23 protein-coding genes are annotated in these 21,013 nt (G+C 73.1%); 13 read left to right on the top strand and 10 right to left on the bottom strand.

Going from position 1 to position 21,013, the window contains the following annotated elements; genetic code table 11:
• Positions 1-107 precede the first annotated feature (107 nt).
• The 3 genes from ACQY0Z_RS29600 (at position 108) to tgmB (ending at position 1,743) form a co-directional block, all read left to right on the top strand.
• Positions 108-431: a DUF1232 domain-containing protein gene (locus ACQY0Z_RS29600; protein WP_189900152.1), complete on the top strand. Its 324-nt coding sequence runs from the start codon at positions 108-110 to the stop codon at positions 429-431.
• 120 nt (positions 432-551) lie between these two features.
• Positions 552-743, top strand: coding sequence for a putative ATP-grasp-modified RiPP (tgmA, locus tag ACQY0Z_RS29595; protein ID WP_004935783.1), 192 nt, complete (start codon positions 552-554; stop codon positions 741-743).
• Between the two features lie 16 nt (positions 744-759).
• Positions 760-1,743, top strand: a complete 984-nt coding sequence (gene tgmB, locus ACQY0Z_RS29590) for an ATP-grasp ribosomal peptide maturase (RefSeq protein ID WP_347226017.1) — start codon at positions 760-762, stop codon at positions 1,741-1,743.
• Between the two features lie 39 nt (positions 1,744-1,782).
• On the opposite strand, the gene ACQY0Z_RS29585 is transcribed toward tgmB, so the two are convergent.
• Together ACQY0Z_RS29585 and ACQY0Z_RS29580 are read right to left on the bottom strand one after the other, a co-directional pair.
• Entirely contained in the window at positions 1,783-2,001 is a 219-nt protein-coding gene (locus ACQY0Z_RS29585) for a hypothetical protein (protein WP_189900155.1), read from the bottom strand.
• Positions 2,002-2,094: 93 nt separating this feature from the next.
• A complete protein-coding gene (locus tag ACQY0Z_RS29580) occupies positions 2,095-2,568 on the bottom strand; it encodes a hypothetical protein (protein WP_189900156.1) in 474 nt (157 codons plus the stop codon).
• Between the two features lie 189 nt (positions 2,569-2,757).
• Here ACQY0Z_RS29580 and ACQY0Z_RS29575 point away from each other — a divergent pair, with 189 nt between their 5' ends.
• Positions 2,758-3,786 (top strand): helix-turn-helix domain-containing protein, encoded by a 1,029-nt coding sequence (locus ACQY0Z_RS29575; RefSeq protein WP_189900157.1) that lies wholly within the window; start codon positions 2,758-2,760, stop codon positions 3,784-3,786.
• On the opposite strand, the gene ACQY0Z_RS29570 is transcribed toward ACQY0Z_RS29575, so the two are convergent.
• The 3 genes from ACQY0Z_RS29570 to ACQY0Z_RS29560 all read right to left on the bottom strand — a co-directional run bounded on the left by ACQY0Z_RS29570 (position 3,742) and on the right by ACQY0Z_RS29560 (position 6,863).
• Entirely contained in the window at positions 3,742-3,999 is a 258-nt protein-coding gene (locus ACQY0Z_RS29570) for a DUF5133 domain-containing protein (RefSeq protein ID WP_189900158.1), read from the bottom strand. The genes ACQY0Z_RS29575 and ACQY0Z_RS29570 overlap by 45 nt on opposite strands.
• Before the next feature lie 132 nt (positions 4,000-4,131).
• The gene (locus ACQY0Z_RS29565) at positions 4,132-5,901 is read right to left on the bottom strand and encodes an ABC transporter ATP-binding protein (RefSeq protein WP_189900159.1); all 1,770 of its coding nucleotides are present in this window, start codon (positions 5,899-5,901) and stop codon (positions 4,132-4,134) included.
• Between the two features lie 104 nt (positions 5,902-6,005).
• Complete coding sequence (locus ACQY0Z_RS29560) at positions 6,006-6,863, bottom strand: aldo/keto reductase (RefSeq protein ID WP_189900160.1); 858 nt, start codon at positions 6,861-6,863, stop codon at positions 6,006-6,008.
• Positions 6,864-7,083: 220 nt separating this feature from the next.
• On the opposite strand from ACQY0Z_RS29560, the gene ACQY0Z_RS29555 reads away from it, so the two are divergent.
• The 4 genes from ACQY0Z_RS29555 to ACQY0Z_RS29540 all read left to right on the top strand — a co-directional run bounded on the left by ACQY0Z_RS29555 (position 7,084) and on the right by ACQY0Z_RS29540 (position 10,456).
• The gene (locus tag ACQY0Z_RS29555; RefSeq protein ID WP_439813101.1) at positions 7,084-7,497 is read left to right on the top strand and encodes a VOC family protein; all 414 of its coding nucleotides are present in this window, start codon (positions 7,084-7,086) and stop codon (positions 7,495-7,497) included.
• A 130-nt stretch (positions 7,498-7,627) separates the two neighbouring features.
• Positions 7,628-8,518 (top strand): Gfo/Idh/MocA family protein, encoded by an 891-nt coding sequence (locus ACQY0Z_RS29550; RefSeq protein WP_189900162.1) that lies wholly within the window; start codon positions 7,628-7,630, stop codon positions 8,516-8,518.
• A 317-nt stretch (positions 8,519-8,835) separates the two neighbouring features.
• Positions 8,836-10,041, top strand: a complete 1,206-nt coding sequence (locus ACQY0Z_RS29545; protein ID WP_381729002.1) for a glycoside hydrolase family 64 protein — start codon at positions 8,836-8,838, stop codon at positions 10,039-10,041.
• Between the two features lie 208 nt (positions 10,042-10,249).
• A complete protein-coding gene (locus ACQY0Z_RS29540; protein WP_189900165.1) occupies positions 10,250-10,456 on the top strand; it encodes a hypothetical protein in 207 nt (68 codons plus the stop codon).
• 107 nt (positions 10,457-10,563) lie between these two features.
• Here the strand turns inward: ACQY0Z_RS29540 and ACQY0Z_RS29535 are convergent, their stop codons facing one another.
• The 3 genes from ACQY0Z_RS29535 to ACQY0Z_RS29525 form a co-directional block, all read right to left on the bottom strand.
• Positions 10,564-11,046: a DUF5709 domain-containing protein gene (locus ACQY0Z_RS29535; protein WP_189900166.1), complete on the bottom strand. Its 483-nt coding sequence runs from the start codon at positions 11,044-11,046 to the stop codon at positions 10,564-10,566.
• Positions 11,047-11,162: 116 nt separating this feature from the next.
• Positions 11,163-12,656 carry a hypothetical protein gene (locus ACQY0Z_RS29530; protein ID WP_189900168.1) on the bottom strand — a complete coding sequence of 498 codons (1,494 nt, stop codon included), beginning with the start codon at positions 12,654-12,656 and terminating at the stop codon, positions 11,163-11,165.
• A gap of 304 nt (positions 12,657-12,960) precedes the next feature.
• Entirely contained in the window at positions 12,961-13,695 is a 735-nt protein-coding gene (locus ACQY0Z_RS29525) for an HAD family hydrolase (RefSeq protein ID WP_254587648.1), read from the bottom strand.
• A 92-nt stretch (positions 13,696-13,787) separates the two neighbouring features.
• Between ACQY0Z_RS29525 and ACQY0Z_RS29520 the strand changes: the two genes are divergently transcribed.
• Positions 13,788-14,435, top strand: coding sequence for a nucleoside/nucleotide kinase family protein (locus ACQY0Z_RS29520; protein WP_189900172.1), 648 nt, complete (start codon positions 13,788-13,790; stop codon positions 14,433-14,435).
• 70 nt (positions 14,436-14,505) lie between these two features.
• Positions 14,506-15,009: a GNAT family N-acetyltransferase gene (locus ACQY0Z_RS29515; RefSeq protein ID WP_189900174.1), complete on the top strand. Its 504-nt coding sequence runs from the start codon at positions 14,506-14,508 to the stop codon at positions 15,007-15,009.
• Positions 15,010-15,099: 90 nt separating this feature from the next.
• Here ACQY0Z_RS29515 and ACQY0Z_RS29510 read toward each other — a convergent pair whose 3' ends face one another.
• Positions 15,100-15,513: a DUF3662 domain-containing protein gene (locus ACQY0Z_RS29510; RefSeq protein ID WP_093769082.1), complete on the bottom strand. Its 414-nt coding sequence runs from the start codon at positions 15,511-15,513 to the stop codon at positions 15,100-15,102.
• 155 nt (positions 15,514-15,668) lie between these two features.
• Positions 15,669-15,830 carry a hypothetical protein gene (locus tag ACQY0Z_RS29505; RefSeq protein WP_189900175.1) on the bottom strand — a complete coding sequence of 54 codons (162 nt, stop codon included), beginning with the start codon at positions 15,828-15,830 and terminating at the stop codon, positions 15,669-15,671.
• A gap of 346 nt (positions 15,831-16,176) precedes the next feature.
• Here ACQY0Z_RS29505 and ACQY0Z_RS29500 point away from each other — a divergent pair, with 346 nt between their 5' ends.
• From ACQY0Z_RS29500 to ACQY0Z_RS29490, 3 genes are all read left to right on the top strand, one after another.
• Positions 16,177-17,103, top strand: coding sequence for a MurR/RpiR family transcriptional regulator (locus tag ACQY0Z_RS29500; RefSeq protein WP_189900176.1), 927 nt, complete (start codon positions 16,177-16,179; stop codon positions 17,101-17,103).
• Positions 17,104-17,509: 406 nt separating this feature from the next.
• Positions 17,510-17,881 (top strand): hypothetical protein, encoded by a 372-nt coding sequence (locus tag ACQY0Z_RS29495; protein WP_254586848.1) that lies wholly within the window; start codon positions 17,510-17,512, stop codon positions 17,879-17,881.
• Between the two features lie 716 nt (positions 17,882-18,597).
• Positions 18,598-21,003 (top strand): SpoIIE family protein phosphatase, encoded by a 2,406-nt coding sequence (locus tag ACQY0Z_RS29490; RefSeq protein WP_439813100.1) that lies wholly within the window; start codon positions 18,598-18,600, stop codon positions 21,001-21,003.
• Positions 21,004-21,013: the final 10 nt, after the last annotated feature.

Genomic DNA, 21,013 nt, shown 5'->3' with positions numbered 1-21,013 from the left:
CGGTCCCCGCCGCCATACCGGGGCCCGGAACGGGAATCCGTTTCCTCGAGGACTGTGTCGGGGGGCGAGGCCGCGGCATCGCGGCCACCGGGAGGAGGGCAGTGACCTTGGACACAACGACCGTGGTGTGGGGCGTCGCGGTCCTGGCGGCCCTGGTGCTCGCGGGCGCCGTGGCCGTGCTGGTCCGTCTGGTCCGCACACGGCGGGAGTTGCGGCGTGCGGGACTGCCCACAGGACCCCGATGGGTCTTCTGGGGCGCGGTGCTCTATCTGGTGCTTCCTGCCGATCTGGTGCCCGACCCCGTGTACCTGGACGACATCGGCGTCCTGCTGCTCGCTCTGCGCACCATGCGTGGTTCCCTCGGCGCGGGGACGCCCGGAGTGCCCGGAAGGCGCCCGGGACGACAACCCGCCGATGATTACGCTCCGTGAGGAAACCAACCACCCGTTCGATTCGTATAAGTCTCTGGAAGCCAACGCAAGTCGGCGGACCAAGCGGCGGCGCACAGACGGCCGTTGCCTGATCGGCGCAGCACCGACGAGGGAGAGACGATGCAACCGTTCGCGCTCAACTACGCCCGTCCGGCGGTGGAGTTGGCCGTTGCCACTCCGTATGCGTATGACTCCGGACTGCAGTTGAACGTCCTCGGTGACGGGCGGATCGCGGCCTGCGACCATGCCCTGTTGCGCGAGGTGGGGACGACCACGTCCACCGCGGGCTCCAAGACCCACTTCGACGACTGAACGCGGACCGTAGACCATGACCGTGCTGATCCTCACCTGCGAGGAGGATGTGACCGCCGACATGGTGGTGGTGCATCTGAACGGCGCAGGGGTGCCGGTGGTCCGTCTCGACCCCGCCGATCTCACCGGCGGCGTCTCGCTGTCCGGCGAGTACGTCCACGGCCGGTTCCGCGGCCATCTGTCCGCCGGCGGACGGCTGGTGAGCATCGGCGGGCTGCGGTCGGTGTGGGTGCGCCGCCCCGGCACTCCGGCCGAGCGCGCCCCGCAGCCTTCCGCCTGGCTCACCGAGGAGGCGTCGCAGGCCCTCTACGGCATGCTGCGCGGCTGCGACGCGCGATGGATGAACCACCCGGACGCCGCACGGCAGGCCCGCCACAAGCCGTGGCAGCTGCGCCTGGCCCAGCGCTGCGGGCTGCCCGTGCCGGCGACGGTGATCACGACGTTCCCCCGCGCGGCACGGGAGTTCGCGGAGCGCTTCCCCGACCTGGTGGTGAAGCCGGTGTCGGGGGCGCATCCGCAGGATCCGCCGCGGGCGGTGCCGACGAGCAGGGTGGCGCCGGACACGGACTTCTCGGCGGTGGCCTACGGGCCGACGCTGCTGCAGCGGCGGATCGCCAAGCGGGCGGACATCCGGCTCACCGTGGTGGGCGACGTACTGCTGGCGGCCCGCAAGGCGACGGCGCCGGACACCGACCCGCAGGTGGTGGACGTGCGGTTCGCCGCGCCCGGCCCGCCGTGGGAGCCGGTGGAGGTCCCGCCGCGCACCGCGGACGCCGTGCTCGAGTACATGCGCCGGGCGCAACTGGCGTACGGCGCCTTCGACTTCGCCGAGGACGCGGACGGGATGTGGTGGTTCCTGGAGTGCAACCAGTCGGGGCAGTTCGGGTTCGTCGAGGTGGAGACGGAACAGCCGATCGCGCGGACCATCGCGGAGTGGCTGTCCCGTCCCGTCCCCGAGGAGCCCACCGAGCCGGCCGGTTCGGTCACCACGGCGCGATGAGCTGGATGCATCGCGCCGACGCGGGGGTCTGTACGCGGGTCAGTGCGGCCGGGGTCCGGGCAACAGGGCGGCGCGCTGCCAGCCGTTGCCGGGGGCCTGGTGCGGCCGGTCGAGGCCCGGGCCGTAGCCGGGCGACCGCAGGGGCCGCATGACCGACTCCAGTTCCCTGGTCACGCGTTCGGCCTCACGGCGGACCTGTGCGGGCACGTCGCCGCACTCCGCGATGAGTCGGTCGTAGATGGGGGAATCCTGGAACACCCGACAACGCGCCTTTCTGCTCGGCGTCCCCGGAGCGGGGCCGCGACTGCCGAGTGTATGCGGCCAACGGGGGTGAAGTGCGCGTTCCGGACGTCAGGCGCCCGTCGTGGAGCCGGGCCGCACGATCATCAGGACGGTGACGGTCGCCCAGAGCAGGTTGAACACGCCGGTGAACATGGCGAGTTGGACGGTGCCGCGGTGGTCGACGGGACGTCGCTCGGTCACCTGCGCGACGAGTTCCTCCTGACGGGGGAGCACCAGGGCGAAGAGCGTACCGGCGGCCACGGCGGTGAGGACGATCGAGGCGACGAGCCACGCGTCGCCGAGGACGCCCATCGCGAGACCGGTCGCGAGGCCCAGCACCGGTACCAGCACGCCGACTCCGGCGTAGACGCGGCAGATCCGGTGGAGCAGTTCCACGGTGCCGGCCGCGCGCGGGCCGGGGTCGGTCCCGTCAGCGGGGGCGGCGCGGCGCGCGGCCGGCGGGAACATGCTGGCGGCGACGGTCACCGGACCGACGGCGACGATGGCGGCCAGGACGTGGAGGGAGAGGAGCAGCTTGGTCACCGGGGCTCTTTCCTTGACGGGATCGGCGTGAACGGCGGGATGCCGGGTTCACGCTAGAAGCGGTCGCGGTGGCCGCACAGCGGCTGGATCGACAGATCCCCACGGATTCCCGCCAACGGCCGTGACCAGGCACGCCGTACACAGGACCGGGCAGGGACAGGTGGCGGGAATACGCCTAAAGTGGCGTTCATGCACTCCGTGGCGATCCTCGTACTGGACGGTGTGGTGCCGTTCGACATGGCGGCACCCATGCAGGTGTTCGACTTCACGCGGCTGCCCGACGGCCGGCACCCGTACCGCGTCCGGCTGTGCGCCGAGCGGCCGGAGGTGGCCGCGGACGGGGGCTTCACGCTGCGCGTGGACCGCGGCCTGGAGGCGCTGACGGACGCCGACACGGTGATCGTGCCGGGGCGCGCCCCCAACTCACCGCCGCCCTCCCCCGCGGTGCTGGCGGCGCTGCGGAAGGCGGCCGCGGCCGGCACGCGGATCGCGTCGGTGTGCGTGGGCGCCTTCGTGCTGGCGGAGGCGGGCCTGCTGGACGGGCTGCGCGCCACCACGCACTGGGTGGCCGCCGAGAAGTTCGCGCACCTGTATCCACGCGTCGAGGTGGAGCCGGACGTGCTCTACGTGGACAACGGCCAGATCCTCACCTCGGCGGGCGCCGCCGCCGCGCTGGACATGTGCCTGCACATGATCCGCCGTGACTTCGGGTCGGCGGTGGCGGCGAACGCGGCGCGCATGTCGGTGATGCCGCTCGAACGCGAGGGCGGACAGGCCCAGTTCATCGTGCACGAGCATCCGCCCGTGCCGCGCGGCTCGGACCTGGAGCCGCTGCTGGAGTGGATCGAGGACAACCTGGCGCACGAGGTGACGCTCGCCGCGATGGCGGCGCGGGCCGGGATGAGCGAGCGCACCTTCAGCCGCCGCTTCCGCGAGCAGACCGGCACCACGCCGCTGCAGTGGCTGCTGCGGGCCCGGGTGCGGCGCGCCCAGTACCTGCTGGAGAACAGCGACCACACGGTCGAACGGATCGCCCAGCAGGCGGGATTCGGCTCCCCCACGGCGTTCCGCGAGCGGTTCCGCAAGGTGGTGGGGACGACCCCGTACGCCTATCGCAGGTCGTTCCGGGGCGGGCGCGCCGCGGCCGTCCGGGCGGACGGCCGGGCCCCGGGCTCAGACGGCCAGCGACAGGCCGCTCTCCCCGTCCCCCTCGGGTGACCGGCGGAGGTCCCTGCGGGCACGGGTGAGCAGGTCGTCGGCGCGCGCGATGGCGTCGTGGATGCCGGCCGTGCCCATCGTCACGCACAGCCGGCGGGTGACGTCCTCCAACTCCTTGGCCACCGCCGCCGTCTGCCGTTCCGCCTGCGCGATCCGCAGCGTCGCATACCGCGTCAGCAGCTGCCTGACGACCTTCGGATCCGGTACGAGCACGTGGCTCCCCTCTCGTGTTTTCGGTGCGCATGCCCGAAGACGACGAAACCACGCACATCTCGCGCCCTGCTGTTCGAAAATGACCGAAAATATTCGCTCTGCGACCGGACCGCCCGAGCAAGGCACGGCGGCTCAGGCCACCTGCCCGCTGTGCAGCGCCGTGTACGCACCTCCCCGCCGCAGCAGCTCCTCGTGCGTGCCGACCTCCTGGATCGCCCCGTCGGCCATCACCACGATCCGGTCGGCCCCGCGCACCGTGGACAGCCGGTGCGCGACGACGAACGTGGTCCGCCCGCGCAGCAGCCGGGCCAGCGCCTCCTGCACCAGCGCCTCCGAGCGGGTGTCCAGGGCGGACGTCGCCTCGTCCAGCACCAGCACCCTGGGATCCCGTATCAGGGCGCGGGCGATGGCGAGCCGCTGGCGCTGACCGCCCGACAGCCGCGCCCCGCGCTCCCCGACGAGGGTGTCCAGGCCCTGCGGCAGCCGGTCGACGAACTCCAGCGCGTTGGCGTCGCGCAGAGCGGCCCGCACCGTCTCCTCGTCCGCGTCGTCCATGCCGTAGGCGACGTTCTCCCGCACGGTGCCGTCGAACAGGATCGACTCCTGGGGCACCACGGACAGGAAGCGCCGGTAGGTGCGCAGGTCCAGGGTGTTCATGTCGGTGCCGTCGACCAGCAGCCGGCCAGACGTGGGGCGGATGAACCCGATGACGAGGTTGAGCACCGTGGACTTGCCCGCCCCGGACGCGCCGACCAGGGCGACGGTCTCGCCCGGGGTGACGTCGAGGGTGAAGTCCCGTACGGCGGGGCGGCCGTCGCCGTCGTAGGCGTGCCCGACGCCCTCGAAGGTCACCGCGCCGCGCAGCGCGGTGAGCTCGGCCTTGCCCTCGTTGTCCTCCAGCTCCGGCGCCTGCAGCACCTCGCCGACCGAGCGCACGGACTCCAGCCCCTTGGTGATGACCGGGGCCAGACCCGCCAGCGTGGTGGTGGAGTTGGTGAGCGTGGTCAGGAAGGCGCTGAGCATCACGACGTCGCCGGCGGTGACGCCCCAGACGTCGTAGTACGACACCAGGGCGGCGCCGGCGAGCACCGTCACGCCGACCACGTTGAGCACCACCCACGCCAGCGAGCCGAACCGCCCGTTGACCAGGTCGAGGCGCATCCCGGAGGTGAGCAGCCGGTCGAGGGTGCCGTGCATGCGGCGCAGCGCCTTGCCCTCCAGGCCGTGGGCGCGGGTGACGGGGATGAGCCGGGTCATCTCGGTGACGCGGGAGGACAGTGTCTCGACCTCGTGCCGGAAGTGCTCGTTGTGGGTGCGCAGCCGCGCCCGCAGCCGGGCGACGAGCAGGGCCGCGGCGGGCACGACGACGAGGAAGACGGGCAGGAACTCGGGGGTGCGCACGCCGATGATGACCAGCCCGCCGGCCAGCACGGTGAGCGCGCCGAGTCCGGTCTCCGCGGTCTGCTGCACCATCTGCTCGACGGTCTCGACGTCGCGCACCACCTTGGCCTGGAGCACGCCCGCACTGACCCGGGAGTGGTAGCCGATGGAGAGCTGCTGCATCCGCGTGCACAGCGCGGAGCGCAGGGCGGTGCCCATGCGGCGGACGCTGCCGTAGAGGAGGCGGACGTACAGCACGTGCAGCGGGTAGTTGACCAGCAGGATGAACATGATGACGCCCGTGCTGGTCCACAGCCGGGAGACCGGCTGGTGCTGGACGACGGTGTCGATGATGGACGCGGTGATCAGCGGCAGCAGCCAGACAGGGCTGTGCTTGACGGTGAAGACGACGACGGCCGCGGCCAGCCGGGCGCGGTCCGCTCGGAACAGGTAGCCGAGCGTGCGGACGGGATGCTCGCCCCGGTAGCGGTGGTCGAGCGGTCTCATCTGCGGCGATGCCATGGGCGATGGTCCTCCCCCTGTGAAGCGCCGCCCCGGGCGGATCGCGGCGCACGAACGGCGCCCGGCGCCCGTCAGGGGGCGCCGGGCGCGGGTGGTGCGGCCTCTCAGGCCGCGTCGAGCTCCGCGATCTCCTCGGCGCTCAGCTCGAGGTCGGCGGCGCGCACGGAGTCCTGGACCGACTCGGGGCGGCTCGCGCCCGGGATCGGCACGACGACGGGCGACTTGGCGAGCATCCAGGCGAGGCACACCTGGTGCGCGCTCACCCCGTGCTCCTGCGCCACGCGTGCGAACGGCGCGTAGGCCGAGCCGAGTTCGCCGGCCTTGGAGATGCCGCCGAACGGGCTCCAGGGCAGGAAGGCGACACCGAGCTCGTCGCACAGCTCCAGCTCCGGCTCGCTGGAGCGGAAGGCGGGCGAGAACTGGTTCTGCACCGAGACCAGACGCCCGCCGAGGATGTCCTGGGCCTGGCGGATCTGCTCGGGGTCGGCGTTGGAGATGCCCGCCATGCGGATCTTGCCCTCGTCGAGCAGGTCACGGATCGCGCCGACGGACTCGGCGTACGGGACGTCGGGGTCGGGCCGGTGGAACTGGTAGAGGCCGATCGCCTCCACGCCGAGCCGGCGCAGGGACGCCTCGCAGGCCCGCTTCAGGTACTCGGGGCGCCCGTCGAGGGTCCAGGTGCCGTCGCCGGGGCGCAGATGTCCGCCCTTGGTGGCGACCAGGACGTCGCCGCCCCGCTCGTGGGTGGAGAGCGCCTTGGCGATCAGGCTCTCGTTGTGCCCCACCTCCCCGGCGTCCCGGTGGTAGGCGTCCGCGGTGTCGATCAGGGTGACACCGGCGTCCAGGGCGGCGTGCAGGGTGGCCAGCGAACGGGACTCGTCGGGCCGCCCCTCGATCGACATGGGCATCCCGCCCAGTCCGATCGCGGACACCTCGACCTCACCGATACGACGCGTGTGCATGTGCGCGAAGCCCCTTCCGGCTGTCGTGCTGGCGTAGATGGAAAGCGCATACCAGCCTCGCCGCCAGGTGCCCGGAAATCCAACAGGGAAATCCGAACGCATTCATCGGACCGGTCGCTGAATCGGCCCCGCACGCACCGGCCGTGTCCACCGCGCGCCCCTCCTCCCCCGGCGTTACGCTGCGCGAAACCGACCCTTTGCTCCCGTACCGGAGGTTCCGATGGCCCCGCTGCTCAATCCGTACCTCAACTTCGACGGCAACGCCCGGCAGGCGATGGAGTACTACAAGGAGGTCTTCGGCGGGGAGCTGAGCACGCACACCTTCGGGGAGACCGGCGGCGCCGGGGAGGAGTACGCCGACAAGATCATGCACGCGATGCTCACCACCCCCGACGGCTTCACGATCATGGGTTCGGACGGGCCTCCCGGCATGGAGTACGCCTCCGGCAACAACTTCGCCGTGAGCCTCAGCGGCGAGGAGGAGGACACGCTGCGGGGCTACTGGGAGAAGCTGTCCGACGGGGGCCAGGTGTCGGTGCCGCTGGAGCGGCAGATGTGGGGCGACATCTTCGGGATGTGCACGGACCGCTTCGGCGTCCCGTGGATGGTCAACATCAACACGCGGCAGGGCTGAGGCGGCCCGGACGGCCGGTGGTTGACACGGCGTTCCGGCTCGGATCACCGTGCAGGCCTGGCGCGCGCCGGCGGGGCGCGGCGCGGACACGGGCCCGGTGTCGCGAGGCGGCCCGGGGAGAGGCGGCGGCATGCGGATCGGACTGCTCGGCACCGGACCCTGGGCGCGGGCGGCACACGCCCCCGCGCTGGACGCACACCCCGGCCTGGACTTCGTCGGTGTGTGGGGCCGCAGGCCCGAGGCCGCCGGGGAGCTGGCCGCGGTGCACGGCGTCCGGGCGTACGACGACGTCGACGCGCTGCTCGCCGACGTGGACGCCGTCGCGGTGGCGCTGCCGCCGGCCGTGCAGGCGGAACTGGCGGTGCGGGCCGCGCGGGCAGGACGCCATCTGCTGCTGGACAAGCCGCTCGCGACGACGGTGGCGCAGGGGCGCGCGGTCGTGGAGGCCGTCGACGCGGCGGGCGTGGCCTCCGTGGTCTTCTTCACCACCCGCTTCCAGCCGGAACCCCAGGCCTGGATCGAGGAACAGGCGCGCGTCGGCGGCTGGTTCACCGGGCGGGCGCAGTGGCTCGGCGCGGTGTTCACGTCCGAGGACAACCCCTTCGCCGCCTCGCCCTGGCGGCAGGAGAAGGGCGCCCTGTGGGACGTCGGCCCGCACGCCCTGTCCGTGCTGCTGCCGGTGCTGGGCGAGCCGCGCCGGGTGACGGCGGCGGCGTACGGGCCCGGAGACACCGTGCATCTCGTGCTCGACCACTCCGGCGGGGCGTCGAGCAGTACGACGCTGAGTCTGACCGCTCCCGCGGCCGCGGCGGGCGCCATGGTGGAGCTGCGGGGCGAGTCCGGGGTGACCGTCCTGCCGGAGGCCCGGGGGGACGCCGTCCCGGCGCTGGGCCGGGCCGCGGACGCGCTGATCGCCGCGGCCGGCTCCGAGGAGCCGCACCCGTGCGACGCGCGGTTCGCCTTCACGGTCACCCGGATCCTCGCCACCGCGGAGACGCTGCTGCACAGCGGCACCCACTGAGAGCCACGGGCCGGCCCGCGCGGTGCGACACCCTGCGGAGTGCGGCCGGTGCGGTGCGTGTCCGGTACGCTCCGGACGGCTTAACCGATCCTTAAGGACCGGTTAAGCGATCGTGCGCGCTTTGTCATCCATTGAAGTAGCCGCAGGTCAGGGCGTGTTGGGGACAAGTCGGACCCGTTGGCAGGTCCGGTCCTGGTCCCTACCATCGGTGCCGCGTACCGGTCCCGACGCACGGTCTGAGAGCGCTCTCACTCGCTCCCGGACCGGTCGGCCGGTGTGCCCCCACCGAACGCACCAGCACTCTGGAGACCCCCCACATGACTCCTCGGCACCAGCGCACCCTCGGCCGCCGCAAGCTGCTCTTCGCCCTCGGCGGAGCCGCCGTGGCGCTGCCCGCGGCCGCGGCGATCGCCCCCCACGCCCTCGCCGGCCAGTCCGGTGAGGACGGGTCCGGCACGAAGGCGGCCGGCTCGCTGCCGCTGACGATCGTCAACGACAGCGGCTCCTTCGACAACGCCTCGGTGCACCTGTACGTCGTGGGCAACGCCGACGGCCGCCAGGTCCGGCTCACCCCCGACGGCACGCTCGCCCCCATCGACCTGGCCGACAACGGCGAGGACGGCTTCACCGACTACGCGATCAGCCTCTCCGGCAACGAGACAACGCTGTCACTGCCGTACATGTCCGGCCGCATCTACGTCGCGCTCGGCGAGAAGCTGAAGTTCAAGGCCGTCGCGGACGGCAACGGCGCGGCCGCGCTGCAGTACCCGGCCGGGTGGGTCTCCTCGGACCCGAACTTCGGCGTGCTGCACGACTGCGCGGAGTTCACGTACAACTCGGCCGGTCTGTTCTGCAACACGACCATGGTCGACATGTTCAGCGTGCCGCTGGCCATCCGGCTCACCGGCGCCGACGACCAGACCACGGGCACGGTCCGCCCCGGGGGCCGCGCCGCCGCGTTCGCCGCCGTCAAGGGCGCCGAGGGCTTCGACCGGCTGGTGGTCGACGACACACGGATCGTCGCGCCCGGCCACGGCCTGGACGCCGGGCTGTTCGCCGAGGACTACTTCGCCCCGTACATCGACGAGGTGTGGAGCACCTACACCGGCCGGGACCTGAAGGTCACCACCAACGCCGGCACGTTCACCGGGCGGGTGCGCGGGGACCGGTTCACCTTCGACGGGCCGGCACAGGTCGCGTTCGACAAGCCGTCCACCCGTGACGTGCTGTTCTGCGACGGCGCCCTGGCCGCGCCGAACGACGGCACCACGGGCCCTGTCGCCGCGATCCTGGGCGCCGGCTTCAACCGCTCGACGCTGCTCAGCCACCCCGAGCAGCCCACCGCCGACCCCGCGGAGTTCTACCTGACCGAGCTGACCAACCACTACGCGAAGGCCATGCACGCGGCCACCGAGGACGGCAGGGCGTACGGCTTCGCCTTCGACGACGTGGCGGACTTCGCCTCGTACATCCAGGACACGGCGCCCACCGCGCTGCGGCTGACGCTCACTCCCTTCGAGTGAGTCCGGCTACCGGGTGAGCAGGTTTCCCCGGGGCGGGGCACGGTACTCCGGCATGCACGGGGAGGCCCCGCACCCGGGGCCTCGGGCGCTCGACGGCGGGCGCCGGGGCGCTCCGGATGCACGGCGGGCCTCCGCGGTGAAGGCTGAGTACGGGACCGGCGCCCCGGCGCCGGGCCGTATCAGCGATCCGGACCCGAGGAGCCCGAAGATGTCGACGTCCCAGCCCGACGCGTCCCGGCAGAGCGAGGACCGCGCCACCCCGGACAGCCTGCTCCACACCCGCACCGGCACCGACGTGTCGCCGGAAGACCTGGTTCTCGCCAGCGGCAAGGACCTCACCCCGCAGAACATCGAGTGGGCCAGGAAGAAGCTGGCCGAGGAAGGTCCCTCCGCGATGGAGAAGATCCTTCCGTAGACCGCCGCGCGGCCCGGTCCCCGCTCCCTCGGCAGCGGGACGCCGTCGGGCCCGGTGCACGCACCGTGCACCGGGCCCGACGGCGTTCGTACCTGCGATCGAAGCGCCTAGGAGCGGTCGTCGGGGAACACCGTCTCGTCCTCCACGACGTGCATCGCTGCCTCCTCCGCTCCCGCCGCGCCGCCGTCGATGCCGACGTCGTCGGCGACGGACTCCTTGGTGATGTCGGTGTGTACGCCCTCGTCCGGCGCGACCAGGCGTCCCGCGCGGGCGGTACCCGCCTCGGGATCGACCGGCTCGCCCTCGCCGCCCGGCAGGTCGCCCACTCCGTCGCCGGGCTCCGCGGCGGGGTCCGGCACCTCCTGGGCCAGCCGTTCGTCGAGGGTCTCCCCGTCGTGCTGCTCGGCGGCCGTGACGCCGTGCTTGACGACGCCCACCGGCTTCTCCGGCGGTGAGTAGCCCTCGTCGAGCATCTCGTCGTAGTCAGGCTCGTCGAGAGCGTCCTGCAGGTCGAGCGGGGCGCCATCCTCCTGCTGCTCGTTGGTCCCGGTGGGCTGGTAGACGTCGTCCCCCATCGGTTCGGAGCCCATGGCGTCCTCCCTGTCGTGCTGCGTCGGCCGGTGCCGACCCGGTGTCCGATCCGCGTTTCCCGTCAGACGGCCTCTAACCCCGTGAGCGGCCCGGCCTGCGGAAAAACCGGCGGATCTCACTCCCGTGGTGTGTCCGGGGCGGGCGCGACGCGGATGTCGTAGTCCTCGACGCGGTGGACGGGCCAGGTGCGCGCGTAGCCGTTGGGCCTGCTGCCGACGCGGGTGATCTCGGCGACCGGGACCCGTTCGGCGGTGCGCCGGATCTCCTCGGCGGTCATGTTCTCGTTGTTGCCGGCGGTCGCGCCGGAGGAGCAGCCCGTGTAGTAGCCGATGGGGATGGACTCATGTCCGGTGATCAGGCAGGGCGGGGTGACACCGAGGCGGTGCAGTCCGCCGGCGGTGCGGGCCCAGTCCCCGCGGCTGGCGGCGGAGCGGTTCGCGGTGTGCACCGCCACGGTCAGCTGCACCGCCAGGTGTCCCGCGAGGCCCACCACGACCACCGTCCGCAGGACCGTCCGCCACCGCCCGCGCGGCGCCGTGACCAGGTACCACAGGGCCTGGGCGACGGGGATCGCGAGCAGCGCGTAGGCGGGCTGGAGGAAGCGGGGCGCCGCGTAGGAGATGGTGAACAGGTACGGCAGCGCGGCGGTGACGGCGCAGGCCAGCGGCACGGCGGTGCGCAGGGCGCGGCCGGCCCGTACGGCGACGACCAGGCCGAGCACGGCGAGCACCGGCAGCACGAACCACCACAGGGTGATCACCGGATGGGGCATCTCGCCGGTGCAGGGGCGGCACAGTGCGCGTCCGCCGAGGCTGCGGAGCTGGTCGTCGACGGCCATGTACAGGCCGAGCCTGCCCTGGATGCGGGACGCCTCGGCGAGCCGCTCGGAGAGGCCGCCGTACGACGCGTACGCCTCGGCCACCCAGGGCACCCCGCCGGCCAGCAGACCGCCCACGACGGCCGCGAGGAGGCGGGGACGCCGCCATACCGCCGCGAGGACGAGCAGCGGGATCGTGACCCACACGGCGTCCGTGGGCCGCATCAGGGCCATGAGCGTGGCCCCCGCGACGACGGCCCACAGCATGCCCGTGGACGAGGGGTCCTCGCGGTGCCGCAGGAACGCCCCCACGGCGATCAGCGCGCCGACGGCGACCCAGTAGTTGGGCATGGCCTGGGGGCCGTAGAAGAGGGTCACCCACAGGGAGGCGAAGAAGGCGCCGGCGACGACCAGCACGCGGGTGGGGAACAGGCCGCGCCAGACGCGCAGGGCGAGGTACAGGCCGAGTCCGGAGAGCAGCGCGAGGTAGAGCCGCAGCAGCACGGTGGAGTCGGACCAGGACGCGACGGGCGCGACCAGCAGGGAGACGCCACGGGAGCGGGGGGCGCTGAAGAAGGCGGCCGGGTGGTGGGTGGTGACCTGGCTGGTGTAGACGATCTCGTCCCAGCCCATGCCCAAGGTCGGTCGGGTCACGACGAGTTGGGCCAAGGTGAAGACAGCTGCGAGCACCGCGAGCGGCCACGCGTCCTGGGTTGCCTTCGGGCCGTCCGGCCGTGAGCGCTCCTCGCTCCGCCGGGTGACGGTCGGCGGGGCGCCGGCGCCGTGGGTCATCGTCCGTCCTTCGCTGCCGCCGGTCTGGAGTGCCATCCCCCACCATGGGCCCCATGGGCACCACGTCTTGAGGAAAACGGATATGAGGGAATCATGGCCAAAGCTAACCCGGACCGGTCGGCCGCACCGGCGATACACGGCCGAAAATCATCTGAACGCACTGTCAGTGCGGGTGAGGGCGGCGGGGTGAGGGCTGTTCAGGCGACCGCCTCAGGGAGACCGGCCCTCTCGCGTGGGTGGTCGGCTCCTCGCCGTGGTGACGGAAAGCCAGCGGTGGCCGCCCGGTCGGGGACGCCGCCGCCTGTCACGCGTCCCAGAGCTCGGACAGATCGCTGACGACCCGGTCGGCGCCGTGCGCGTACAGGGCGTCGGCCTGTCCGACGCGGTCCACGCCGACGACGTGGCCGAACTCGCCGGCCCGCCCGGCGTCCATGCCGGCCAGCGCGTCCTCGAACACCGCGGCCCGCGCGGGCTCCACGCCCAGCTCGCGGGCGGCGGCGAGGAAGGTGTCGGGCGCGGGCTTGCCCGGCAGGCCCCGCTCGGCGGCGACCACCCCGTCGACCCGTACGTCGAAGAGGTCCTCGGCGTCGATGGAGCGCAGCACGTCACGGCAGTTGGCGCTGGAGGAGACGATCGCGGTGCGCAGGCCGCGGGCGCGGACGGCGCGAAGGTAGCGCAGGGTGCTGTCGTAGGGCTCCACACCGTCGCTGCGGATCTTCGCGAGCAGCAGCTCGTTCTTGCGGTTGCCCAGCCCGTGCACCGTGACGGCGGACGGCGGGTCGTCGGGGCCGCCCTCGGGCAGCTCGATGCCCCGGGAGGCGAGGAAGGTGCGCACCCCGTCGGCGCGCGGCCTGCCGTCCACGTACGCGTCGTAGTCGGCGGCGGTGAAGGGTGCGTAGCCCTCGCGGTCCCGCTCGCGCAGGAAGGCGTCGAACATCTCCTTCCACGCGGCGGCGTGCACCACCGCCGTGTTCGTCACGACGCCGTCGAGGTCGAAGAGGCACGCCTCGATGTGTTCGGGCAGACCGAGATCCGTCATACCGTCACGGTTCCCCGTGCGGCGGGGCGGCGGGTGGCGCGGGGGCCGCACGGGTGGCGGAGTACGGCTTCCCGGGTGACACACTCTGCTGTGTGGCGCTGACCTTCGACGACCTCCTCCGCCGCGCCCGCGCCCTCCCCCGGGACGGGCGGCGCGCGATCCTCGGCATCGCCGGGAGCCCCGGCGCGGGCAAGTCCACGCTCGCGCAACGCCTGGTCCGCGAGCTGAACGGCACGGGCGAGCGCTGGGTGGCGTACGTCCCCATGGACGGGTTCCACCTGGCCGACGCGGAGCTGGAGCGGCTGGGCCGCCGGGACCGCAAGGGCGCCCCCGACACCTTCGACTCGGCCGGGTACGCGGCGCTGCTGCGCCGGCTGCGGGACGGGACCGAGGCGGACGAGGTGGTGTACGCCCCCGCCTTCGAGCGCGAGCTGGAGCAGCCGCTGGCCGGGGCGATCCCGGTGGACCCGGACGCGCGCCTCGTCGTCACGGAGGGCAACTACCTGCTGCTCGACACGGGGGCGTGGACGCGGGTGCGCCCGCTGCTGGACGAGGTGTGGTTCTGCGCGGCGGACGAGGAACGGCGGGTGCGGCGGCTGATCGCCCGCCACGAACGGTTCGGCAAGTCGCACGAGGAGGCGGTCGCCTGGGTGGAACGCTCCGACGAGCGCAACGCGGCCCTGGTGGCGGCGACCCGCGACCGCGCGGACCTGGTGGTGCCGGCGGAGGAGCTGACCTGACGGCCGGGTCCGGGTCCGGGAGGCGTAACCGGTTGGACGCGGAGGCGTCCCGCACAGCAGGCTCTCGTCCATGATCAGAGCAGCCACCGAGCACGACCTCCCCGAGATCCACGCGATGATCCGCGAACTCGCCGCGTACGAGAAGGCCGCCGAACAGGCCCGTGCCACCCAGGACCAGTTGCGCGCCGCGCTGTTCGGCGAGCACCCTGCCGCGTCCGTCCTCGTCGCCGAGGACGACGCGACCGGTGACCTAGTGGGCTTCGCGCTGTGGTTCCCGCGCTTCTCGACCTGGACCGGCACGCGCGGCATGCACCTCGAGGACCTGTACGTCCGCCCCCACACCCGGGGCGCCGGGCACGGCAAGGCGCTGCTCGCCGCGCTGGCGGCGATCTGCCGGAAGCACGGCTTCGAGCGGTTCGAGTGGGTCGTGCTGGACTGGAACCAACCGGCGATCGCCTTCTACAAGTCCCTGGGCGCGGAGCTGCTGGAGGAGTGGACGGTGTGCCGGCTGACCGGTGCGGCGTTGGAGCAACTGGCCGCGCAGGCACCGCCCTTGGCGGAAACGGGACGGTGACGCACACCGGGGTGCGCCGGTGTCAGTGTGGGGCGTCGTCGGGTGGTGCGGGCACGGCAGTGCGGCGTGCCGGGTGGTGCGGGGGGTGGCTCAGCCGTCGGCCGGCTGGGCGGCGCGGCGGAAGCCGACCGCGCTCACGTGCCGCATGACCGTACTGGCCACGCGGTAGCGGCCGTTGGGCACCTCGGCGGAGCGGCGGACGTGCACGGTGAGCGGGCCCGCCCACTCGTAGCCGTTGCGGGCGGCGTGCCGGGCCAGCCGGTCGGTGAGCACCTGGCCCACGCTGTCGCCGCGCCGGGTCAGCTCCTCGTGCACGGGGGCGGACAGCTCGACGTCGTAGGCGTTGGGCACCATCACCCGGCCCGCGCGGCACACGACCGCGTTGCTGTCACACTCGCGCCGCAGGGCGTCGACGAGTTCGAGCGGATCACGGCCGGACATCCGCGCCCACAGGGCCTCCCATCGGTTCTCCAGTGCCGTTTCCAGCGCGCTGAGTGCGCTCATGCTGTCACCTGCCGAAACTCGGTCGCGTCGGGACGGGGGGTGGGTGGGGGGTGGTTGAGCGGGTGGTGCGGCGGGGGCATGACGTTCGGACCGGGCCGCGCGGCCCGGGGACCCGAGGGTTCCCGTCCCGCGCGGCGTGATCCGAACGGCAGCCCCTACCGCTCCTCGAAGTCGTCGGGCTTGATCTCGGCCTCCTCCAGCGCCTCGCGCATGGTCCGGCCCGTGCCGCCCTGCGCCTGCGCGTCACCCTCGCGCCGCGGCTCGAGGGTCTCGTCGGTGTCGTGCGTCTTCGGCCGGTTCTCCTCGGGGACGGTCATGTCCGCGGTGCTCCTCGTCTTGCAGGGGTGTCTTGCAGGGGGTTGCGATGTCGCTGCGCGGCCGTGGCGTGATGTCACGGTGTCGCTCTGCAGCGCTGAGTCGCCGGGTTCCCTGAGCGGGCGGGGATATCCCCCGTGAGGCTCGGGCGATCTACGCCGCGGGCTTTGCGGACGGCGTCCGGGTGCCGTCCCCGCGCTTTTCCGGCGCTTTCCGAGCGCCGGACGGAGGGCGACGTGCCGGCCGCCGGCGGTCGCGTCCCGTGGCCGGTAACCGTCGGTGACCGCGCTGGTCGAGCGAGGGGTTGGGCTATGTTGAACCCTCGTGGGAGACAAGGGAGGCGCACCGGTGCCATCGCCGCAGCAGGCACGCGCACAGGCATCCGCGATCACCTCGGCCAAGGCGGGTCCGGAGACGGAGCTGTCGCCCACGGCCCAGCTCCGCGCCCTCTTCGACCGGCCCCGGCTCTCCCCCGGCCAGCGGCGCATCGCGCAGTACTTGATCGAGCACATCACCGAGGCGGCGTTCCTGTCGATCACCGATCTCGCGGACCGGGTCGGGGTGAGCCAGCCCTCGGTGACCCGGTTCGCGTCGGCGGTCGGTTTCAGCGGCTACCCGGCGCTGCGGGAGAAGCTCCAGTCGATCACCCTCGGCACCCGGTCCGGCGGCGGCGCCGGTCCCGACGAGGAGCACGGGGGCAACGAACTGCAGGCGGCGGTCGACGCCGAGATCGAGAACCTGGAGAACCTGCGCCGCGACCTCGCCGACACCGACCGTGTCATCGAGGTGGGCCGCGCCCTGTCCGCCTCCACCCCGCTCACCGTGCTGGGCCTGCGCATCTCCGTGTCGCTGGCCGAGTACTTCGCGTACGCCGCCCGCCGTATCCACCCGGACGTGCGCCTGGTGACGCTCGGCGGCAGCGTGGCGTACGACGCGCTGCTGCAGTCGCGGGAAGCAGGCGGGACGTGGGTGCTGGCGTTTTCCATGCCTCGGCACGCCCAGGAGACGCTGACGGCGGTGCGGGTGGCGCGCAGCGCCGGGTTGAAGGTCGCGCTGATCACCGACCTGGCGCTGGGGCCGCTGGTGGACGAGGCGGACGTCACCTTCGCCACCGGCACCGGCTCCCGCCTGGTCTTCGACTCCTACGCGGCGCCCGGCGTGATGTGCGCGGCGCTGCTCCAGGCGATGACGGACGCGGATCCCGAGCGTACGCAGGCCCGGCTCGAGGACTACGAGCAGGTGGCGGACGAGCACCACTTCTTTCTCCGGGACTGAGTCCCGCGCGCTGGTTACCGCCCGGTTCACCAGGGCATCGCGCACTTTGAATAAGGCATGAATGTTTTCATGCGCCTTGCCAAGCAGACGGCATATATAAATACTGCTCACGGATCGCGGGCCCGGCCGCTCCGGACCGCGCTCCGATCACCGCACCCGCCCGCCCGGAAGGCCGAGGGCCCGCCATCCGCCGCACCCACGTGTCGCCACGGCCACCCGCACAGGTTCCTTCCGGGCACCCGCACGAACACCCGGGGCCGTCGGTCTCCACCCGCTCCGGCGGCCAGGGTGTTCGGCCGGGCTTCCCCTGCCCGGCCACCCGTGGCGGTCCCGGTCATCCCCTAGACCGGGACCGCCCCACCTCGTCGCCCGTGCAGGCGACGCCGTACACCCGGAAGCGAAGATCATGCCTGTGACGACGTCCACGCGCCTCGGACCCGACTGGCCCTGCCAGGTGAAGACCCCCGGGAGCTACGACTGGGAACGCTCGGCCGCCAAGTGGCTGCGCGAGCTGGTCCCGGCGCGCTACGCGAGCTACCCGGCGTTCGTCCGGCACCCCGTGCTGCTGGCCCGGCACGCCCAGATCCAGGTCGAGCACGAGATACGCGTGGCGCGCACCGCCCTGCAGACCGCTCGCGCGGACCTCCCCCGCCTCGGCCTGCACGAGGGCGCCATCGAGCACACGATCAAGCTGTACGCGGCCGAGCTGATGCAGCTGCAGCACATCGCGAGGAGCGTGCGAGCGGTCACACAGGCGCTGGGCGAGAGCGGACGCTGAGGCGCGTTCGCGCGGCGTGAGCGGGGGGGACGCGCTCCCGTACCCGCGCACACGGCCGGGCGTCCCCGCTCCCGCACCCGCGTTCCCGCTCCCGGCCGCGCACGGGGTTCGGCGCTCCGCCCGTCCTCGTGACTTCCGTCACCGCCTACCGCGACCCGGCATCCGCGTCCCGCTCCCGGCCGCGCATCCGGTTCGACGCCCCGCCCGTCCTCGCGTCTTCCGTCACCACATACCGCGACCCGGCACCCGCGTTCCCGCTCCCAGCCGCGCATCCGGTTCGACGCCCCGCCCGTCCTCGCGTCTTCCGTCACCACATACCGCGACCCGGCATCCGCGTCCCGCTCCCGGCCGCGCATCCGGTTCGACGCCCCGCCCGTCCTCGTGGCTTCCGTCACCGCGTACCGGAATCCGCGTAGCCGCCAGGGCCGCGCGTCCCGGCCCCGGCAGCCTGCTCCCGTACGTGGGCACCACGGCCCCGCGGGCCACACTGCCCCGCGCACCAAGGCCCAGCGTCCCGCGCCGGTCTCGGGCGCACGCCGCACGGACCGCTCAGGCTCCGTCCACCCTGCGTACGGACCCGGCCAGCCCAGCCCGGCCCGCGCCGTCCCCGTCCCGCGTCTGCCGGCCCGGTACTGACCGCCCCCACACGTCCCCGACCGGCGATACGAGGTCACAAGCCGGTCAACGAATACGCGCAGGTGTGCAATGCTCGACGAGTGAAGAGCGATCGCTTTGCCCCGGCCGAGTCCGGCAGCGTCCCGGACGTGGTCGAGCTGGCGAGGGTCGTCGCCCAGCAGCGCGCCGAGATGGACCGGCTGCGTGAGCAGGCCGCCACGACCGTCGTCGTGGAGCGCGCCAAGGGCGTCGTGATGGCTCTTGCCGGCTGTGGCGCGGACGCCGCCGAGGAGATCCTGCACCAGCGGGCCAAGGCCGCCCGCCGCACTCTCCTGGAGGAGTGCTGGGTCACCCTGGGCGAGCTGACGCCGGCCCGTCCGCACGACGAAGCGGCCGCACCCCGTCCGCGGACGGACACCGGGGCCGCGGCGGCCACCCCGTCCGCCGGCGACGCCCCGACACCCTTCGCCGCGCCCGACGACATCGCCGACGCACTGAGCCGCCTCGGCCGCGCCCTGGTCCATGTGGACACGCACCAGGCCCTCGCCCAGTGCCTGCTGGACCACCTCGCCCCGGAGCTGGACGCCGAGTCGGTGATGATCTACGTGCGCCGGCCCGGCGGCGGTCTGGAGCTCGCCGGGCACGCCGGCATCGACGACGGACTGGCCCACCGCTGGCGTCAGGTCCCCCCGTTCAGGGGGATGGCCGTGGTGGACGCCCTGCGCGCCGGTGAGCCCTGCTGGCTGGAGAACTTCCCCCGCGACAGCACGCGCTACCTGCTGATCGGTGAGCCGCCCGAGCGGTGGCAGTCCCGGGTCTGGCTTCCTCTGCGCGCCGCGGACGGCTCCGACGTGTGCATAGGCGTGCTGCGCGGACGCCCTGGCGCCTTCACCGAGCGCGACCGCGCGCATCTGCGGGGCGTCGTCCGGCTGTGCGCGGGACGTCTGCGCAGTTTCACCTCCTCGACAGTCCCGCTGCAGGGCGCCGAGGCGGACGCGGTCCAGTCGCTGTTCGCGGCGCTGCCGGTCCCGGCGATGCTGCTGACGCCCGTCACGTCGTCCTCCGGTGACGTGGAGGACTTCCGCGTCGACGCGGCCACCGGCCAGGCGGCCGACCTCCTCGGCGGTTCCTCCGGCGACCCGACCGGGCGGCGGCTGCGGGAGGTGCGGCCCGACCTCACGGACCTGCCGGTGTGGCGGGGCTGCCTGGACACCCTGGCGGGCGGCGGGCCGTACGAGAGCGAGCCGTTCGCCCACCAGGAGACCGTGGACGGCGCCCTGGAGCTGGCCACGTACTCGGTGCGGGTGACCCGTCTGGAGGACGCGCTGGTCGTCGCCTGGCTGCGGCACGCCTCCTCGGACCGGCAGGAGCAGCGGCTGGCGGAGCTGCAGCGGCTGGGCAACATCGGCTGGGCCAACTGGAACCTGTCGCGGGACGAGGCGTCCTGGTCGGCGCAGGTGTTCGCGATCCTCGACCGTGACCCGGCGGACGGCCCGGTCCGGCTCGACGGCCTCCCGGAGCTCGCCCTGCCCGAGGACCGGCCCACGCTGCGGGCCGCCGTCGAGGCACTGCTGGACGAGGGCCACCCGATCGACGCGCCGTTCCGGATCCGCGGCGGGCGGGGCGTACGGCACCTGCGGCTGGTCGCCGAGGTGGTGGCGGACTCCCACGGCACTCCGTTCGAGGTGCACGGGGCGGTGCAGGACCTGACCGCGCGGCGGCGGGCGGAACTGGCGCTGGTGGAGAGCGAGCGGGCGATCCTCACCCAGCACGACGTGCTCCAGTCGGAACGGGTCCTGGTGGCCCGGCTGCAGAACGCGCTGCTGCCGCTGCCCGACAAGGTGATCGACCTGTCCGGGCTGCGCGCGGAGGTCGCGTACCTGCCCGCGCAGGCCGGCATCCATGTGGGCGGGGACTGGTTCTCCGCGATCGAGCTGCCCGACGGGGACGCCCTCTTCGTCATCGGGGACGTGGCCGGTCACGGCGTGGACGCGGTCGCCACGATGGCGCAGCTGCGCTTCACCGCGAAGGGCATGGTCAGCACCGGCTCGTCGCTCACGGGCGCGCTGTCCCGGCTGAACTCGCTGCTGCTGCACTCCCGGGACGCGCACGGCACCGCGACGATGGTCATAGCCCGCTACCACGCGGCCGACCGCCGGCTGGTGTGGGCGCAGGCCGGCCACCCGCCGCCGCTGATGCTGCGGGACGGCGAGGCGACGTATCTGCGCCGGCCCGGGGGCATCCTGCTGGGCGCGACCTCGGCCCCGTACTTCGAGGAGGCCGAGCACCGCCTCGAACCGGGCGACCGGCTGCTCCTCTACACCGACGGCCTGGTCGAACGAGCCCCGGAGAACATCGACGCCGGCCTCGCCCGCCTCGCCGACGCGGCGGCGGCCCACCCCGAGGACACCCCCGGCTCCCTGGGCACCCTCCTGGACGTGATGCTGGTGGACGAACGGCGCGACGACGTGTGCGTGCTGGACATTCGCGTGCCCCGGGAGATGTGAGGGGCCCGAC

It is taken from the genome of Streptomyces sp. P9-2 (genome assembly GCF_051903975.1).
In the GTDB taxonomy this organism is placed as follows: Bacteria; Actinomycetota; Actinomycetes; order Streptomycetales; family Streptomycetaceae; genus Streptomyces; species Streptomyces cellulosae.
The sequence above is the reverse complement of the archived record's forward strand: the minus strand, read 5'-3'. Positions and strand labels throughout refer to the sequence as shown.